The organism is Porifericola rhodea, from assembly GCF_030506305.1.
Taxonomy (GTDB): domain Bacteria; phylum Bacteroidota; class Bacteroidia; order Cytophagales; family Cyclobacteriaceae; genus Catalinimonas; species Catalinimonas rhodea.
Genome location: NZ_CP119421.1, coordinates 1,760,311 through 1,777,428 on the forward strand (window position 1 = coordinate 1,760,311; position 17,118 = coordinate 1,777,428).

Consider the following 17,118-nt stretch of genomic DNA (forward strand, 5'->3'; position numbering starts at 1 on the left):
GAATTAAAATTAGTAGTTAGTACCAGCTCTAATCATAGCACAGCGGAAACCAATAGTTGCTGTTGCAGAGTCCTGTTCAATATAACGACGAGTACCTGGAGATAACCAGTAAGCTACATCTGCCCATGACCCACCTTTATATACTCTGAGTTCATTAGTAATAAGAGAGTTATAATCTCCAGCATAACTAGGATGCTTTTGGTTATCATAACGCTCTTCAGGATCAAGAGTGCCATCTCTACGAATAGGGTTCAAGTCACTGAAATCCTGAAAAGAGAGAGGACGATAAACGTCAATTACCCACTCGTTTACATTACCTGCCATATTATAAAGACCAAAATCGTTGGGCGGATACTCATAAATGTAGTCAGTAATCATGGCTCCGTCATTCAATTTACCAGCAATACCGGCATAGTCACCACGACCTCTTTTAAAGTTAGCAAGGAAATAACCCATTTCTTTGCCGTAAGGGTTACGGGTAGAATGACCATCCCAAGGGTAAATACGTTGGTTTGTATGGTTCTCGTCAAGGTACTGGGTGCCAATAAGGGCTTTAGCAGCATATTCCCATTCCGCTTCTGTAGGCAGACGGAAATCAGGAAGGACTACACCAGTTTCCAAAGGAACACGACCACCTTCAGGTACGCTTATATCAGTTCCAGACTCTTCAATCAACTTTTCGTTTACTACAGCAGTTCTCCACTTGCAGTAATCATTAGCTTGTCTCCAACTTACTCCTACTACAGGGAAATAACGAAAACCAGGGTATCTTAAATAATGATCTACATAAGGGTCATTATATGCAAGGTCTCTTCTCCATACAGTTGTATCAGGAAGAGCAGAGTTATAAAATTCAGTAGTAGAATCTTGTTTAATATCAAATAGATATTCTAACCAGTGAATGTTAGCAATTTCTGTTTGATCCATATAGAAAGAAGCTACAGTTACAGTTCTTTCCAGATTGTCGCGTGTACCCATTAAATCTTCTTCAAAAGATCCCATTACAAACCTACCCCCTTCTATGTACACCATATTAGGAGCTTCAGGTTGACCGCGATATTCATCTAGAGTAAAATTTCCCTCAACATTGTACTCAATTCCGGTAGCGGAACTGGATTGCCCGGGGTTGACGCTGGTTGGGTGGGTCTTGCTGCAGGCTGACATGATAGCAACGCCACAGCACATAAGAGATGCACTCTTGACCAGATTCCAAGTTTTCTTCATAACACCTGTTTGTTAATATTCTAAGTTTTATAGCTCTTCAGCTTATTATTCATATAACTAAACAAAGTTTGCGCTTTGTTTGAGACTACTAAATTGAGAACAAATACGAAAATTTAGTAACCGTTAGTGGACTAAATTTAATGTATGTAAGTAAAAATATGAAATAATAAAGATTACAGACTCCGCCTTGTTTATTTGTAACGCTAAGACACAACACAAATTATAAACGCATAAATAATTTTTGGCATTAGAGCATGGCATCTAGTAGTTCAATTGCTTTATAAGTATTTTCAATATTTTGAACAACTAAAATAAGTCTTTTTTTAGTTTCTTTCAGCCTACAGCTTTTGCTATGTTGTTGTACAAATTGTAAGATTTTGCCAAAAGTTTCAGAATTAAAGTATTCCTGATTGTCAGAAGTAGCAAAGTAACACTTGACCGTAGCATTTTTTAGCATAAGCTTTTCAAACCCAAGCTTTTCTGCTTTCCACCGAAGGCGTACTGTAGAAATTAGTTCCTGCACAGGCTCAGGTATAGGACCAAACCGGTCTTCCAGCATTAATTGAAAAGCTTTTAACTCATCTTCATTTTTAAGATTGTCTAGTTTTGAATATAGACTCAGTCTTTCTGTAGTACTATTAACGTACTCTTCAGGAATTAAAATTTCTAAATCTGTTTCAATAGTGCAGTCCTGTACCAAAGGTTTAACTTGTTCACTTAATTCTTTAGTAAACAAGTCTTTAAACTCAGTCTCTTTTAACTCCTGCACGGTTTCGTCCAGAATTTTGTGATACATATCAAACCCTAAGTCTGAGATAAAACCACTCTGTTCTGCTCCCAGTAGATTTCCTGCTCCGCGAATATCTAAGTCTCGCATAGCCACTTTAAATCCATCGCCCAGTTCGGAAAATTCTTCTAAAGTGCTTAAGCGCTTACGGGCATCTGCAGTAAGGCCTATTGTAGGTGGTGCTAAGAGGTAGCAAAATGCCTTCCGATTAGAGCGCCCTACCCTACCCCGCATCTGGTGAAGATCGGAGAGGCCAAACATATGCGCATTATTAATCAGGATGGTATTGGCATTGGAGATATCCAGGCCTGACTCAATAATATTGGTGCAGACTAATACGTCAAACTCACCATCAATAAAGCGGAGCATAGTTTTCTCGAGCTTGGAGCCGTCCATTTGTCCGTGGGCGACACCAACACGAGAGTCTGGCACAAGACGAAGAATGATATTGGCGACTTCTTCAATGTTTTGTACTCTGTTGTGAACAAAGAACACCTGCCCACCTCTACGCAACTCATAGCTTACAGCATCTCTAATAAGTTCTTCGCTAAACGTATGAATCTCAGTTGTAACTGGTCGCCGATTAGGTGGTGGGGTAGATATTATACTAAGGTCACGCGCTCCCATTAAAGAGAAATGAAGGGTACGAGGTATTGGAGTAGCTGTAAGTGTAAGAGCATCTACATTAACGCGTAGTTCTTTCAAGCGTTCTTTTACCTTTACCCCAAACTTCTGTTCCTCATCAATAATCATTAAACCCAAATCTTTAAAGACTACATCTTTGTTTACTATACGATGCGTACCTATTAAAATATCTACTTTACCTTCCGCAGTATTTTTAAGTATGTCTTTAATATTTTTAGCGGACTTAAATCGGTTGATATAATCTACAGTTACAGGAAAGTTTGATAATCTGTCTTTAAAAGTCTGGTAGTGCTGCATCGCCAAAATAGTAGTGGGTACCAGTACTGCTACCTGTTTACCATCATTTATAGCTTTGAAAGCTGCTCGTATGGCTACTTCTGTTTTACCAAAACCTACATCTCCGCACACCAAACGATCCATAGGGTATGGCTGTAACATATCAGACTTTACATCTTCCGTAGCTTTTGCCTGATCGGGGGTGTCTTCATAAATAAATGAAGATTCAAGTTCGGCCTGTAAGAACGTATCCTTCTTAAAAGCGTAGCCATGCGAGGCTTTGCGTTTAGCATATAAGTTAATAAGGTCTTTAGCTATGTCTTTGACCTTTTTCTTTGCTTTTTTCTTTTTATTTTCCCACTCTGGAGAGCCCAATTTACTAATAGAGGGAGGTGCGCTTTCCTGTCCACTGTATTTAGAAATCTTGTGAAGGGAATGTATACTTACATAAAGTAAGTCATTATCACGATAAACCAGACGTACAGCTTCCTGCTCTTTGCCTCCTACATCTACTTTTTCTAGACCGGCAAAGCGCCCGATACCATGATCTATGTGTACTACATAATCACCAGTATTTAATGAACGAAGCTCTTGCAGTGTTAATGCTCTGGATTTAGCATGGGCACTTCGTGTTTTGTATCTATGAAAGCGGTCAAAAAGCTGATGATCTGTATAACAGCTAAGCTGCATGTTTTTGTCGATAAAGCCCTGCCGGAGAGATACGTAAAGTGGCTCAAATGATATAGAGGAGTCTAGCTCCTCAAATATGGTAGTGAGTCTTTCTATTTGATGCTCAGAGTCGGAAGAAATAAAAACCTGTACGCTATTTTCGTATAGCGTACGGATGTTATCTACCAACAACTCAAAGTTTTTGTTGAAAGAGGGCTGTGGTTCGCTATCAATTTTAAATACCAGATCGGTTTTACTATAGTAGCGGTTGCCAAACTCAATTTTAGTAAGCTGCTCTATGCTTTTATTGAAACCAGTAGCTGTTTCAAAGAGAATTTCAGGTTGGGAAATTATTTGCGTGTTTCCCGAAGCATTCATGATTTTGTCGAAGCTTTCTTCTGCTTTAGCAAAAAAGCTGTTAATAATATCAGTTGTCTGCTCAAAATCTTTAAACCAGATATTGGTATTCTCACCAGGAAGAAAATCTACAAATGACTGACGTTCTTCCTGTAGTAGTTTAGTCTGAACATTAGGAATAATACTCAGGCGTTCTACTTCATCTTGCGATAACTGGTTTTCAACATCAAAAATACGGATACTCTCTACCTCGTTGCCAAAAAGCTCCAAACGATAGGGCATTTCATGGGCATAAGAAAAAATATCTACTATACCACCACGAATGGCAAACTGCCCTGCTTCATAAACAAAATCTGTTTTCTCAAAATCATAAGAAATCAAAAGCTCACTTAAAAATTGAGTATCTAGTTTGTCGCCTGCCTTTACTGCAAATGTGTTTTGTTGAAGCGATTTCTTGTTGATTACCTTTTCTGCTAATGCATCGGGGTAAGTAACAATCATTTCACCTTTGGTGAGAGGGTTGTTAATGCGATTTAGTATCTCTGCCCGCATCAGTACATTTGCATTTTCTGTCTCTTCCAGCTGATAAGGCTTTTTGTAAGAAGAGGGAAAAAGTAATATTTCCTGATCTTTGTTCAGGTTTTGGAGATCGTTATGAAAATAAGCGGCTTCTTCTTTATCGCTTAAAACAAATACGTGATTTTGACCGTGTATTTTATAAAGTGCTGAAGCAATGATGGCATCCAGGCTTCCTACTAATCCTTTTATTTGAATAAAATTTCCAGAATCGTTTTTTACCCGGGTAGCCAGCGTATGTATAAGACTATCAGAAGAGTAAAGATCAATGAAATGCTGAATCTGCACGCTAAAAATAATTAGATGAAATAATGTCTAAAATTATATATTTTACGGTATTGCTCTCTAAGTTTTTAGATATATCAGAACTACACCTTGGCAATTATGTTTTATAGGTAACAATTGTACACTCCATATTGATATGCAGCAGCAAAATAAAAACAATACAGAGGAAAAAAGTAGAGAAGGCGCAATGGCGAGGTTGGAAAAAATCCATCCTCATAAAATGCTGCTCTATCTTACCATTTTTGGCAGCTCACTCGTTTTTCTATTTATGATAACTGCCTATACCTTTAGCCGACCAGAGGCAGACTACATTAACTTTACTATGCCTAAGGCTTTTATTGTTAGTTTAGTTCTTCTATTATTTTCCAGCTTTGCGATTTCCAAAGCACTTCCTGCTTTTAAGAAAGATCAGATTAAAGAAGTAAAAAGATCTATTGAAGTAGCACTTTTGTTAGGACTTGCCTTTACAATAAGCCAGTATATCGGCTGGTATGAACTAAATCAGTCAGGTATCCGACTTACGGGAAAAGACTCGGGTTCATATCTGTATATAATTTCTGGCCTTCATATCATTCACCTGGCCGGCGGGCTTGTGCTACTCACTTTAGCCTACACAAAAATTAATACTGTATATCGTGATCCGGTAAAAAGCCTGATTGTAATTACTAACCCATACCAGAGAGTACGTTTAGAAATGCTTGTAACCTATTGGCATTTTGTAGATGCCCTCTGGATACTGCTTTTCTTTTACTTCCTTTTTAGCTTTTAGTATTAAAGTAATAGTAGAGAGAGTCGGAGCCAATCTGCTGCTGGTGAGAGAGAAAGCTTCGCTTTATATGGGGAGCAGCTATACCATCACCAAAGTAGGTTGGGGCAACAAACACTCGTGCCTCATCCCATAGTTCTTGCTCTACCAAAAAATGGAGTAATTGCGAACCTCCTTCTATTATTACAGACTGAATTTGTCTTTGACCTAAATCTGCCAGAAGTTCGGAAAAAAAATCAGCTTTATTGCGTTCAGGTAATTTAATCCAGGTAATCAGTCCATCTTGTTTATCAATCTTGGTATTGTAACAAAAAGTTGGCTGAGAATTATCAAAAAGCTTAAGAGTTAGAGATAAACGTAGATGTTTGTCAATGACAATTCGTATTGGATTTTTTCCTGTCCAGCTTCTAACATTAAGCTGCGGATTATCATAATGAGCTGTATTCGTTGCTACCAGTATGGCATCTTCTTCTGTTCTCCATTTATGTACCCACTTTCTGGACAGTGAATTACTGATCCATTTAGAGTCAAAGTTTTTTCTGGCTACAAAACCATCAGAAGTTTGTGCCCATTTTAAAATGATGTAGGGGCGTAAACGATTAGAGATACAATTGTATCGGCGGTTTATAGAGTTCTCCTGTTCTGCTAATTGCTGTTCGTAGCAAGCAACAGCATCAGGCACTATATTTTTGTTTGCTTCAGAAATACGTGAACAACAATATAGTGACTGAATATTTGGTATTTTTTGAAGTGAAAAAAGGTCTGCTACCGATTTAGAAAAAGAGGATATATAAAGTGTGTATTCATCACCCTCAAAACTATGTGCCAGCAAAAGATCTACAGGTTTTTCAGGCGCCCATCCTTCTGAAACTATACGCGCATGGCTATTTATAAGCACCCAGCCATGCATTTGCACAGGTGAAACTTTACCTATTCCGTAAGTGGCTAGTTGCAGACTACGATATAAAAAGTCAATTTTGTTGGGCATTTCGCTGCTAAAGTATTCAAATTATCCCAATGAAAGAAAAGGTGTACAGTGCTCGCGCATGGTATCAAACTACGGTTGAGCAAATTTCTCAAAGCTTATCAGCTACCTACGCGATTGAAGAGGTGCGCTACATGACACTTATGCTTATGGAGCACTACCTGCAACTAAAACGTAATGATATATTGCTGGACCGTCAGTTTCAGCTAGATGCTAATAAAGAAAATCAGCTTAGAGTTGCTATTGCACGAATTTGTAAGGAAGAACCTATACAATATGTAATAGGGGAAACGTTTTTTTACGGTCGTTCGTTTTTTGTATCACCTGCTGTGTTAATTCCCAGGCGAGAAACAGAAGAGCTGGTTGATATTATTGTTAAAAGCAATACAAAAGAAGGTTTAAAAGTGCTGGATATTGGAACCGGAAGTGGATGCATCGCCGTAACGCTTAACCAGGAAATGAATAGCCCTTATGTAGAAGCCTTAGATGCCAGCCAGGAGGCATTAGCAGTGGCTAAAGCTAATGCAGGTCGCTATAATGCTGATATTCAGTGGTACTTGGAGGATATTCTAGCTCCAAATGAAAAATTACAGGCTTATGACCTGGTCGTTAGTAACCCTCCCTATGTAAAGGAGAGCGAAAAGCAGCAGATGCAGAACAATGTGCTTAAATATGAGCCCTATCAGGCGTTGTTCGTAGAAGACCATGACCCTCTCCTATTTTACCGGCAGATAGCCAACCTTTGTAAAGAGGGTATGCTTAAGAATGGAGGACGTTTGTATTTTGAGATTAATGAAGCCCATAGCAAAGAGCTTGTAGAAATGCTGAAATCCATAGGCTTTAGAGAAATAGAAGAAATAAAAGATTTACAACAAAAGGACCGATTTGTTTGTGCAATGTTTACTTTTTAAAAAAATGTCCTATAGTTTTGTAAGCGAGCAGGATATATATTTTTTTAAAGAAACCTAATCTATTATTTTTACTTTAAATCTAACCTAGAAAAAATTGAATCATATTTATCCAATTTTTGATACTATCCTGCAGCAGCAAGACAAGGAAGCATTACTTCAGCAAAAAGGAAAAGTAATCTGGATGGTAGGGCTTTCCGGTTCAGGAAAAAGTACCCTGGCAAGAGCCGCTGAAAACACGCTGCATCAGGAAAAAAAACTAACTATGCTGCTGGATGGAGACAACCTTCGTACAGGAGTAAATAATAACTTGGGATTTAGTGAAGAAGAGAGAAGGGAAAATATTCGTAGAGCTGCTGAAGTAGCCAAGCTCTTTGCCAACTGCGGAGTTGTAACAATCTGCTCTCTCATAAGCCCGACAGAAAGTATCAGACAAATGGCCAAAGAAATTATTGGTAATGATGCTTATTTTGAGGTATATATAGATTGCCCTTTAGAAGTGTGTGAGCAGCGAGATGTAAAAGGGCTCTATGCCAAAGCCAGAAAAGGCGAAATAAAAGAGTTTACAGGTATCAGCTCCCCGTTTGAAGAACCCCAACATCCGGACCTTCGTCTTAAAACAGGAGAAAAAAGTATAAAGGAGTGCCATCAGTTGTTAGTAGACAAAATTTTAGAGATCACATCCTTATCAGTTTAAAATCAAGGAGATAATATAAAAGCTATGAAATCTTATCGCTTATCGCACCTTAAGCAGCTAGAAGCAGAAGCCATTTTTATCATGCGTGAAGTAGCCTCTCAATTTGAAAAACCCGTACTGCTTTTTTCAGGAGGTAAAGATTCTATCTGCATGGTAAGACTGGCCCAAAAAGCATTCTGGCCTGCCAAGTTGCCTTTTCCGCTTATGCATATAGATACTGGACACAACTTTCCTGAAACTATAGAGTTTCGCGACAGGCTTGTTGAGGAGATTGGTGCACAGCTAATTGTAAAAAAAGTTCAGGACTCTATTGATAAGGGAAGAGTAGTAGAAGAAAAAGGTCCAAATGCAAGTAGAAATGCTCTACAGACAGTAACCTTGCTTGATGGTATAGAAGAGCATCAGTTTGACGCTGCGTTTGGTGGAGCCCGTAGAGATGAGGAAAAGGCAAGAGCAAAAGAAAGATTCTTTTCTCATCGTGATGAGTTTGGTCAGTGGAACCCTCGTAACCAGCGCCCTGAGCTTTGGAATATTTTCAATGGCAAAAAAAATGTAGGCGAACACTTTAGAGTATTTCCATTAAGCAACTGGACAGAGATGGATGTATGGCAATATATTGCAGCAGAAAAAATGGATATTCCTGAGATATATTTCTCTCATGACCGTGAGGTAGTAGAGCGCAATGGTGTAATTCTGGCTAAATCAGAATTTATCAGTTTGCAGAAAGAAGAAAAGTACGAAACAAGACGTATCCGCTTTAGAACAGTTGGTGATATGACCTGTACAGGTGCTGTAGAATCTGATGCAGGCGATCTGCAATCCATAATTCAGGAAGTAGCTGCTGCCAAGGTCACCGAAAGAGGAGGTAGAGCTGATGATAAACGCTCCGAAGCAGCCATGGAAGACCGTAAAAAACTAGGCTACTTCTAGAAAGAAACTTTTCCGCCAAAGCCAAAACTTTTAGCAATGAACCAAGAATCAACAAAAGAGGTAAACGAACAATATCTAAATATGGACCTGCTGCGCTTTACTACAGCAGGAAGTGTGGATGACGGAAAAAGTACCCTGATCGGAAGGTTACTTTACGATAGCAAAGCGATCTTTGAAGATCAGATGGATGCAGTGCAACGTGCCAGCTTAGGAAGTGGTGACGAAAACATTAATCTTGCCCTTCTTACCGATGGTCTTCGTGACGAAAGAGAGCAGGGAATTACAATTGATGTTGCTTACCGTTATTTTGCTACGCCAAAGCGCAAATTTATTATCGCCGACACTCCCGGCCATATTCAGTATACCAGAAATATGGTTACAGGAGCATCTACTGCCAACCTTGCTATTGTGTTAGTAGATGCCCGCCACGGTGTAGTAGAACAAACCTGCCGCCATGCTTTTATCGCTTCTCTCCTACGTATTCAGCATTTAGTCTTGTGTATTAATAAAATGGACCTGGTAGACTATAGCGAAGAGGCGTTTGAAAAAATCAAAGCTGACTTTGAAGACTTCAGCTCCAAATTGGATATACCAGATATTCGTTATATTCCTATTAGCGCACTAAAAGGAGATAACGTAGTGCATAAGTCGGAGAACATGCCTTGGTACGAAGGCTCCAGCTTGCTGTATGCTTTGGAGAATGTACAAATTGCCAGCGACTACAACTTTATAGACTCTCGCTTTCCGGTACAAAGAGTAATCCGCCCGCAGTCTGATAAGTTTCATGACTATCGTGGATACGGAGGCCGTGTAGCTGGTGGAGTATTTAAACCAGGTGATGATGTAATAGTACAGCCATCGGGTCTTACTTCTAAAATTAAATCTATAGAAACTATGGACGGAAAGCAGGAAGAAGCTTATCCTCCAATGGCAGTTTCTTTAACTTTGGAAGATGATATAGACATTACCCGAGGAGATACCATTTGTAAGCCTGATAACCAGCCTACTGTAGGTCAGGATATTGAGGTAATGCTATGCTGGTTAAATGAGAAAAAATTACAACCCGGTGGCAAATATGCTATTAAGCATACGACCAAAGATGCCCGCTGTATAGTAAAAGAAGTGAAATACAAAGTCAACATCAACACTCTACATAGACTGGAAGATGATAAAGAAATTGGCTTGAACGATATCGGAAGAGTTTTGATTCGTACTACTTCTCCCCTTATCTATGACAGCTATAAGAAGAACAGAACTACCGGAAGTATGATTCTGATAGATGAATATACCAACGAAACAGTTGGAGCTGGAATGATCATCTAAATCATCATATATTCCTTAATAAAGCAAAAGCCCTCAGCTAACATTAGCGAGGGCTTTCTTTTTGCCTAAGTTTATAGGCTAGCTTTTATCGGCTAGCCATTTTTTTGTTATTATCGTTATTAAAGTATATCCAGTCAATACCTGCCTGACCTTCTGCCTCTCCATCAGTACTTACCACAAAATACAGATCATGCTTACCAGAGGGTATATTATTGAGAGCAAGCCTTACTTCTTTTAGTTGCGCAGGCGATGATATGCTGGGGATAGCCTGAGTGGCTATAGTTTTTCCATCGGCACCGTCAACTTTCACATGAAGTGTATAACCAGCAGCGGTAGCTCCCATGCGTACATTAAGGCTACTTACTCCTTTCAGATCAATATTATTGAAGCTAAAATAACTTCCATCTTTAAGCCCTGTCATAAGGGTGTTGTTTTCTACTGTGCGAGCACTGGCGTTATGTCTAACATCAAAAGATTCTGCTTCTACTTTAGGATTACGAAGTTCCAGCGTAGTTTCTGCTGCTAACGGACCTACTACCTCTCCCCCTTTATCTGTATAGCTTACCTTGAAAACGTATTTTCCGCCAGGCATTTCTTTATGTTCATCTAGAGGCAAAGTACCGCTAAGTGGAAGCTGAGCACCTTGCGCATCTAGTGAAAGAAGATAGTCTACTATAATACCGGCTTCTTCTTCAGTAACTACCTGAGCTGGCATAGCACGGTCTCCCCAGTTACCACTACCTCCTTTAAGGATTTTGTTTACCAGCATAGCTCTGTTTTCGTCATTAGTTTCATAACGCTTAGCTACATCATTATAAGCTGGGCCCACAGATTGCTTTTCAAAAGAATGGCATGCCTTACAACCACTATCTTCAATTAAAGATAAGCCACTAAGCGATGATTTATGCCCTAAGTCATCTTCTGCAATGCTACCATCCATGCTATAAGCAAATGTAAAATTCACCCTGGCAGATGATATTCTACCATCAGCAACGCTTCCATCTTCTTTATCGGTAACATTAATGTTGTAGTCTAAGGGCATACCATCCCAATAAAAGGATGTATTAGAATTTAATGCAATCTCTATTTCAGGACGTTGATTACCAACCTGTATAGTTATGTCCTGTACATCATTATCGCCCTCCGCATCGGTTACGGTTAGCTTTACATCGTATATACCAGGCTCTTCAAAAGTAAACGATGGCTTAGCCTCAGTAGACTGTTCTTCTTGTCCGGTAAATGACCAGCTGTAGCTTAGTTCGTCTCCTTCGTCATAATCGTAGCTTTCTTCAGCAGAAAATTCTACTGTAAAAGGTGCTGCTCCTATAGTTTCGTTAGCAGCAATACGTGCTACCGGTGCACGATTACCTTCAGCATAGCTAATGCGAGATAGTGAAGCATCTGGATTTGCTGCAAACCAATCGGCACCATACTCCAGTAAATAGATGGTTCCATCGTGCCCCATCTCCATATCTATAATTTTGCTGAAGTCAAATGAGTCTACGAAAGGTTCAAGTCTTTGAAGATCTCCATTCTGGTCAAGGGTAACAGCAATAATCCAGTTTCTTATCCAGTCGTATATAAATAGTTTATCGTCGTAATATTTGGGCAGGCGGTGTTCTGCATGCTCATATTTCTCGTAATGGTATACAGGACCAGCCATAGCATTACGTCCTCCGGTTTTTACGATAGGAAACTCTTCCGACTCATCATAAGGATACCAGATTAGTGATTTCTTGAAGGGAGGAAGTTTTTTTCTACCTGTATTGTTAGGGGAATCATTGATCGCGCCATTAAAATCAAAATAGTCGCCAATTTCACCTGTCTCAAAGTTATAATCACGGTAAGGGCGGTTGCCTCTAAAATAAGGCCAGCCATAGAAACCTGCTTCTTTAGCCTGCTTTACTTCATCAAAACCCATAGTTCCTTGATCTCCATCTAAACGAGCATCTGGCCCAACATCTCCCCAGTACAACCAACCAGTTTCCTGGTCTACACTAATACGATAGCTGTTACGCGTACCCATAACAAAAATTTCCGGACGGCTTAAAGGGTCATTTTTTGGGAAGAGGTTTCCATCAGGAATAGAGTAGGTAGCGTCCTCGTGCACCTCAATCCTTAAAATTTTACCTCTCAAATCATTCGTATTACCAGAAGAACCTTGTGCATCAAAAGGTGCTCTGCCCGGTCTCTCATCTATAGGGGCGAAACCATTAGATTTGAAAGGGTTTGTATCGTCGCCAGTAGAAAGGTAAAGTAAACCATCTGGGCCAAACGCAATAGATCCACCAGTATGGCAGCACTCTTCACGCTGCACATCTACCTGTAGTATAATCTTCTCAGATGACATGATCAGGCTGTCGTCCAGCAGAAGGAAACGTGAAAGGTTTTGTACGGGCTCATCCCCTTCCGGAGAGTAGTACATGTAAATCCAATGATTGTAATAAAAGTCAGGATCTTTAGCAATACCCATCAGACCATCTTCAAACTGAGTATGTACGTTAAGCTGTGCTATCTGGCGCATACTTCCATCTTCTGGGTAGTACATTTTTACAGCTCCTTTACGTTCAGTAAATATTACTTTACCATCAGGAAGTACAGCTAACTCTGTAGGCTCATCCAGTGGACCGGGTACAAGAACTTCTTTCAGGAATCTATTTTCTTCAGGAGTCCTCAACGAACGAGCCTTATCATAGTTTAGGTGGTTATCTGCAATAGCGTACTCTATTCCTTTAAGCAGGTAATCCTGTAGTATCTGCTGGTCTAAATTTACAGACACATTTTTGCCATCCATATAAAATATGTGTCCGCCATCATAATTGCCAGACCAGGCATTAACACCTTCGGGACTAGTATTTTCTCCATCGTTATTGGTGAGTTGTACAGGCGTTTCCTGATATTCAGGATTTTGTACTTCGTCCGACTTAGTCATAGACAGTAGTGCTTCGTACCAGGGCCAGGTGTATTTGGCATTTATAGGGGCATTAACGCCTACCAAACCACCACCCGCTTGCACAAAACGCTCAATATCGGTCTGCTGCCATACGTTTAAAGAGTCTGCCTTGCTTCCTAAAAACAGTAAAGCGCTATAATTCTGTAAATTTTCTTCTTTGAGCAAATCAGGTTGGCTGGTAGTATCTACGGCAAAATTATTCTGTTCGCCTAACTGATTAATTACAGAAAGTCCGGTAGGGAGCTGTTTTCCTTCAGGCTGAAAATAAACGAGAACTTTGCGATCTCTATGCTCACTGCAAGAAGAAATGATGAAAGCAAAGCTGAGTAGAAAGAGTAAGCTCCTAATAAAAGGCTGGGATTGTTTATGTGTCATGATGAGGGTTATTTGAAAAGCTAAATGCTTAAGCAATAAACGATTGCATACTAAATTACTTTGAATGCATGTACTAAACTATAATTATGACAAAATTAGTTTCTAATTTATACTTCAGATTCAGAATATCCGAATTTATAGTTATACCCGGACAAAAAAAGCACCGACTGTAGCCGGTGCTTTTATATCTTCACTTAATAAGATACTTTCTTATAGCTCACGTATGCGTATGTTGCGGAAAGAAACCTTATCGCCATGATCTTGTAAAGCTATATGACCTTTATCGGCAGTACCATAAGCAGGAAACTCAGCAAACTTGCTGTTGGCTACTGAGTCTGCCCAGGCCTGAGAGTGTAGTTCGTATTCCACTACTTTTTCTCCATTCAGGTAATGCTCAACCTGGTTACCCTTTACAATCAGGCGAGTAGTATTCCACTCACCTGCAGGTTTTACAGTCTCTTTTGTAGACTGTTGCACGTCATAATTGTCACCAGAACGGTGCTTACGGTACTGAGCATCAGGATGGCGCTCATTGTCTAGAAGTTGGTACTCCGGACCGGTATGGTATACAGCGCCAAGAGAGTCAGCTTCTACTACATTGAAAAACAGGCCGCTGTTTCCTCCTTCAGAAATTTTCCACTCCAGCTCCAGTTCAAAATCATCGTACTGTTTTTTGGTAATGATATCTCCTCCACCCTTTCCGGTAAGTACCAGGGCACCATCTTGCATTTGCCACTTAGAAGAAATACTATCAGCGCGATAGTTTCTCCAGTTGTCAGGAGAGGTAATTTCTTCCCACTCACTGGTGTTTTCTGCTGTAGGTTCAGCAGTTTGTGCATTTCCTTCTTCGTTTTCGCTTTGTCCGGAAGGACCACAAGATACGGCTAGAAGAGCCATCATCAGTAGGCCAAGAGGCCATCCATTCATTTTCATAAGTGTATAATTAACTAGGTTAAGATTTAAGATAGTCCTAAGATTTTCTTATTGGTTTCGTCGTCGGATTTGCCACCAGCAAAGTCGTCAAAAGCTTTCTCTGTTACCTGTATAATATGATCCTGGATGAATGGGGCTCCTTCTAAAGCACCTTGCTCAGGGTGCTTCATACAGCATTCCCACTCTAATACTGCCCATCCGTCAAAATCATACTGGGTAAGCTTGCTAAATATTGTACTAAAATCTACCTGACCATCGCCCAGTGAACGGAAACGTCCAGGACGGTCTATCCAATCCTGATAGCCTCCATACACGCCAGATCTTCCGGTAGGGTTAAATTCCGCGTCTTTTACGTGGAACATTTTGATAAAGTCATGATAGATATCAATGTAATCTATGTAATCCAGCTGCTGTAGTACAAAGTGGCTTGGATCATAAAGGATATTAGCACGTTTATGGTTACCAGTGGCCTCCAAAAAGCGCTCAAAAGTAACGCCATCATGTAGATCTTCACCAGGGTGGATCTCGTAGCAGACATCTACTCCGTTTTCATCAAATGCATTAAGTATAGGCTTCCAGCGATCGGCAAGTTCTTTAAAAGCCAGGTCTACGATACCAGGCGTGCGCTGTGGCCAGGGATACATATATGGCCAAACCAGAGCACCAGAAAAAGTGGCATGTACTTTAAATCCAAAGTTACGGCTGGCTTTGGCAGCCATCATCATCTGGTTTACTGCCCACTCCTGGCGCGCTTTAGGGTTGTTATGTACTTTTTCTGGAGCAAAAGCATCATACATCTTATCGTAAGCAGGATGTACGGCTACCAGCTGCCCCTGTAAGTGAGTAGATAACTCAGTAATTTCTACACCTGCTTCGCGTGCTTTGCCCTGTAGCTCATCACAATAGTCTTTGCTTTCTGCAGCTTTTTCTAAATCTATGCAACGAGGGTCAAATGTAGGCACCTGTACCCCTTTGTAACCAGCTTCTGCCATCCATTTGCAGGCATTTTCAAAAGTATCAAAAGGAGCTTCGTCGCTCATAAATTGCGCTAAAAAAACGGCAGGACCTTTAATAGTTTTCATAAGGAATTAGGTTGCGGTTAAGGTTCAACGAAAAAATTTAATGGCTAAAATTAAGGTTTATTTTAGCTTATTCAAATCACAGTAGGTACAACTTAAACAGTCCATGTATGCAGATAGGGCTAATTATTCTTGTATTAATGTCAGACACAAAAACAGGAAAGCCATTTGGCTTAGCTTACCTGAGTAGTGCTGCTAATTACAGAGTAGGACACCTGAGCAAAGTAACTTAAAATATTTTGGCTAAAGTAAACCTCCTCCTGGGTATGGCGCTCACTTTTTGCCTACCACCTGAGCATGCCGGGGTATAGAACGTAGCCAGATAGTTTTGCTGGCTTTAAAACCTGCCTGCTTTTGCCAGCCAGCCATTTCTTTCACTGACCAGGTACCGGAGCGGCTGGTGGCAGCAAAGTAAAGGTCCAATAAGGCAAGGTGGTCACCCTTACGCACACGCTCATCTCGCACATAATCCTGAATGATAAAATGGCCTCCGGGTTTTAATGCCTCATAAATACGACTTGCTAACTCTATATTGGTTTCTGCATCAAAGTGATGCAACAGGCTGGAAATAAAGATAACATCATATTGCGACTGACCTAAATCGGTTGTTAGCACATTACCTGCCTGGTATTGTACTCTATTGCCCATTTGCTCTTCTGCCAAAAGAGGGCTGGCATACTTTATAGCTTCGGGTAAGTCCAGTATGGTAGCATTAAGTTGAGCATGTTTTTTACAAAGGCTTGCAGAGTAATATCCATGTGAACCTCCAATATCCAGAAGTTGGCTTGCGCCTTTTGGAACAGGTGTGCGTTTGGCCACCTCCCAGGCAGAAACTCTGGCGACCGCACGCATCCCTTTCTGGTAGGTGTTCCACTCATCATCACTTAAAACCTGATGCATTTCAGCGGGCTGTCCATGGCGCACGTAGTCTTCGTAATGCTCTACCAGCTTCCATTCTACAAACTGGAGCATCATTTTATCATAAATAGAATGCTTGCTGCTCTTGAGCATCCACTTACGTGAGAGTTTGGTAAGGCTGTAATCTTTGTTTGCTTCCTGGCTTAAGTAACCCAGATGGACCAGAGAGTTTAGTAACTTTTTAGTGGCCTCTGTATCTGAGCCACATCGCTGAGCTACATGAGCGGCCGAAGCAGATTGCTGAGCAAGTGCCTCAAAAATGCCAAGTTTGGCACCTACCATAATGGTCCGCGCCATCATAAAGGCTACATGCGTATCACTGATGGGTGTAGGAGCTATACCCAGCCATAGCGCCAGGCGTTCTAGTAAATTTTCAGGAACAGAGGTTAGTTTCATGCATAGACAAACCAGAGATAAAGTAGATAGTTAATA

Annotated in this window: 12 protein-coding genes; 5 read left to right on the plus strand and 7 right to left on the minus strand. The window is 40.4% G+C overall.

Features of this window, described 5'->3' with window-relative positions; translation table 11 throughout:
* Positions 1–9 precede the first annotated feature (9 nt).
* Both gldJ and mfd read right to left on the minus strand, forming a co-directional pair.
* A complete protein-coding gene (gene gldJ / locus PZB74_RS07210) occupies positions 10–1,224 on the minus strand; it encodes a gliding motility lipoprotein GldJ (RefSeq protein ID WP_302241776.1) in 1,215 nt (404 codons plus the stop codon).
* Positions 1,225–1,471: 247 nt separating this feature from the next.
* On the minus strand, positions 1,472–4,822 hold the full coding sequence (mfd, locus tag PZB74_RS07215) for a transcription-repair coupling factor (protein ID WP_302241777.1): 3,351 nt from the start codon (positions 4,820–4,822) through the stop codon (positions 1,472–1,474).
* A 133-nt stretch (positions 4,823–4,955) separates the two neighbouring features.
* Here mfd and PZB74_RS07220 point away from each other — a divergent pair, with 133 nt between their 5' ends.
* On the plus strand, positions 4,956–5,588 hold the full coding sequence (locus PZB74_RS07220) for a cytochrome c oxidase subunit 3 (protein WP_302241778.1): 633 nt from the start codon (positions 4,956–4,958) through the stop codon (positions 5,586–5,588).
* Here PZB74_RS07220 and PZB74_RS07225 read toward each other — a convergent pair.
* Positions 5,578–6,573, minus strand: coding sequence for a RibD family protein (locus PZB74_RS07225; protein WP_302241779.1), 996 nt, complete (start codon positions 6,571–6,573; stop codon positions 5,578–5,580). The genes PZB74_RS07220 and PZB74_RS07225 overlap by 11 nt on opposite strands.
* Before the next feature lie 29 nt (positions 6,574–6,602).
* Here PZB74_RS07225 and prmC point away from each other — a divergent pair, with 29 nt between their 5' ends.
* The 4 genes from prmC to cysN all read left to right on the plus strand — a co-directional run bounded on the left by prmC (position 6,603) and on the right by cysN (position 10,428).
* Entirely contained in the window at positions 6,603–7,481 is an 879-nt protein-coding gene (gene prmC, locus PZB74_RS07230; protein WP_302241781.1) for a peptide chain release factor N(5)-glutamine methyltransferase, read from the plus strand.
* A 94-nt stretch (positions 7,482–7,575) separates the two neighbouring features.
* The gene (cysC, locus tag PZB74_RS07235; protein ID WP_302241782.1) at positions 7,576–8,175 is read left to right on the plus strand and encodes an adenylyl-sulfate kinase; all 600 of its coding nucleotides are present in this window, start codon (positions 7,576–7,578) and stop codon (positions 8,173–8,175) included.
* Between the two features lie 24 nt (positions 8,176–8,199).
* Positions 8,200–9,105, plus strand: coding sequence for a sulfate adenylyltransferase subunit CysD (gene cysD, locus PZB74_RS07240; protein ID WP_302241784.1), 906 nt, complete (start codon positions 8,200–8,202; stop codon positions 9,103–9,105).
* A 36-nt stretch (positions 9,106–9,141) separates the two neighbouring features.
* On the plus strand, positions 9,142–10,428 hold the full coding sequence (gene cysN, locus PZB74_RS07245; protein ID WP_302241785.1) for a sulfate adenylyltransferase subunit CysN: 1,287 nt from the start codon (positions 9,142–9,144) through the stop codon (positions 10,426–10,428).
* Positions 10,429–10,513: 85 nt separating this feature from the next.
* Here the strand turns inward: cysN and PZB74_RS07250 are convergent, their stop codons facing one another.
* The 4 genes from PZB74_RS07250 to PZB74_RS07265 form a co-directional block, all read right to left on the minus strand.
* Positions 10,514–13,756: a PQQ-dependent sugar dehydrogenase gene (locus PZB74_RS07250; RefSeq protein WP_302241786.1), complete on the minus strand. Its 3,243-nt coding sequence runs from the start codon at positions 13,754–13,756 to the stop codon at positions 10,514–10,516.
* A 210-nt stretch (positions 13,757–13,966) separates the two neighbouring features.
* Positions 13,967–14,689: a 3-keto-disaccharide hydrolase gene (locus PZB74_RS07255; RefSeq protein WP_302241788.1), complete on the minus strand. Its 723-nt coding sequence runs from the start codon at positions 14,687–14,689 to the stop codon at positions 13,967–13,969.
* A gap of 26 nt (positions 14,690–14,715) precedes the next feature.
* Positions 14,716–15,771, minus strand: coding sequence for a sugar phosphate isomerase/epimerase family protein (locus PZB74_RS07260; protein WP_302241789.1), 1,056 nt, complete (start codon positions 15,769–15,771; stop codon positions 14,716–14,718).
* Between the two features lie 270 nt (positions 15,772–16,041).
* The gene (locus PZB74_RS07265) at positions 16,042–17,082 is read right to left on the minus strand and encodes a methyltransferase (protein ID WP_302241790.1); all 1,041 of its coding nucleotides are present in this window, start codon (positions 17,080–17,082) and stop codon (positions 16,042–16,044) included.
* Positions 17,083–17,118: the final 36 nt, after the last annotated feature.

Excerpts from the sequence above, each read along its gene's own strand:
- gldJ (WP_302241776.1), bottom strand. The coding sequence starts at position 1,224 with ATGAAGAAAACTTGGAATCTGGTCAAGAGTGCATCTCTTATGTGCTGT.
- PZB74_RS07255 (WP_302241788.1), bottom strand. The coding sequence starts at position 14,689 with ATGAAAATGAATGGATGGCCTCTTGGCCTACTGATGATGGCTCTTCTA.
- prmC (WP_302241781.1), top strand. The coding sequence starts at position 6,603 with ATGAAAGAAAAGGTGTACAGTGCTCGCGCATGGTATCAAACTACGGTT.
- PZB74_RS07265 (WP_302241790.1), bottom strand. The coding sequence starts at position 17,082 with ATGAAACTAACCTCTGTTCCTGAAAATTTACTAGAACGCCTGGCGCTA.
- cysN (WP_302241785.1), top strand. The coding sequence starts at position 9,142 with ATGAACCAAGAATCAACAAAAGAGGTAAACGAACAATATCTAAATATG.
- cysD (WP_302241784.1), top strand. The coding sequence starts at position 8,200 with ATGAAATCTTATCGCTTATCGCACCTTAAGCAGCTAGAAGCAGAAGCC.
- PZB74_RS07260 (WP_302241789.1), bottom strand. The coding sequence starts at position 15,771 with ATGAAAACTATTAAAGGTCCTGCCGTTTTTTTAGCGCAATTTATGAGC.
- PZB74_RS07220 (WP_302241778.1), top strand. The coding sequence starts at position 4,956 with ATGCAGCAGCAAAATAAAAACAATACAGAGGAAAAAAGTAGAGAAGGC.
- PZB74_RS07225 (WP_302241779.1), bottom strand. The coding sequence starts at position 6,573 with ATGCCCAACAAAATTGACTTTTTATATCGTAGTCTGCAACTAGCCACT.
- PZB74_RS07250 (WP_302241786.1), bottom strand. The coding sequence starts at position 13,756 with ATGACACATAAACAATCCCAGCCTTTTATTAGGAGCTTACTCTTTCTA.